The sequence below is a fragment of the Pseudomonas sp. JV245A genome (assembly GCF_032424515.1).
GTDB lineage: Bacteria > Pseudomonadota > Gammaproteobacteria > Pseudomonadales > Pseudomonadaceae > Aquipseudomonas > Aquipseudomonas protegens.
On record NZ_VYKE01000429.1, the window covers coordinates 1 to 957 of the forward strand.

2 protein-coding genes are annotated in these 957 nt (G+C 67.8%); one reads left to right on the forward strand and one right to left on the reverse strand.

Translation table 11 applies throughout. The features are described 5' to 3' along the window. Nucleotides 1–558, reverse strand: a 558-nt coding sequence (locus F6S12_RS32220) for an AMP-binding protein (RefSeq protein WP_315869918.1), incomplete at its 3' end; no start/stop codon positions are given. 162 nt (nucleotides 559–720) lie between these two features. Here F6S12_RS32220 and F6S12_RS32225 point away from each other — a divergent pair. Further along, nucleotides 721–957 (forward strand): LysR family transcriptional regulator (locus tag F6S12_RS32225; RefSeq protein WP_315869919.1); only part of this gene is annotated, 237 nt, incomplete at its 3' end.

Here is a 957-nt window from a genome sequence, read left to right on the forward strand (position 1 = left end):
CCCCGGGGCCAGGCGCTTGGGCGCCCGCAGCAGGTCCGGCAGGGGAATGCTTGGGGTGGCCGGGCACAACTCGCTGAGGCTGGTGGCCAGGATCGCGCTCAACTCGCAGGCGTCGCTGACCGCCTGCACCACATCCAGCAGTTGGTCGAAGCACAGGATCACCCGGGCGCCGCTGTCCTTGAGCTGATACTCCAGCTCCAGGGTGCGCGCCAGGGGGCTGACCGGCGCGTACACGGCGCCGCACTTGAGAATGCCCCAGAAGCCGATATGCAGTTGCGGGCAGTTGGGCAGGTACACCGCCACCCGGTCCCCGGGGCCGATTCCCTGCTCGCCGAGCAAGGCGGCGCACCGGTCGGACAGCCGGTCCAGCTCGGCAAAGCTCAACTGATAGCCATAGAAGTCCAGGGCCACGGCACTGGCTTGCGACTGCGCCCAGGCCCGCAGGTATTCGGTAAGGGGCTGCTGGCCCAGGGGGTACTGCGGGGTACGCGGCGCGCCTTCGGGCCAGGCGGCCTGCTGCAGGGCGTGAAGGTGCTGCTGATAGGCCGCAAGGTCCATGGTGCCTCCTGAATTGTTGTTATCGGCACGGCCATCTTAGGCAGCGCCCGGGGCACCACAGAACCGACGGTTATTCATCGAGATTCATGAATGCGCTACATGGTTCTGCCGGCGCCGGCCCGCTGCTAGCCTGCTGCGGGTCGAGACTGCGAGGGCACAACCATGAACTCACCGCATGAATGGTCAGGGCTGAGCCGCCTGGACCTGAACCTGTTCCGGGTCTTCGAGGTGGTGTACCAGGAGCGCAACCTGACCCGCGCAGCCTCGGTGCTGCACCTCAGCCAGTCGGCCATCAGCCACGCCCTGGCGCGCCTGCGCGCCCAGCTGGACGATCCGCTGTTCGTCCGCGAAGGCTATGGCGTGGCCCCTACGCCGCTGGCCAAGCAACTGGCCCCGGGG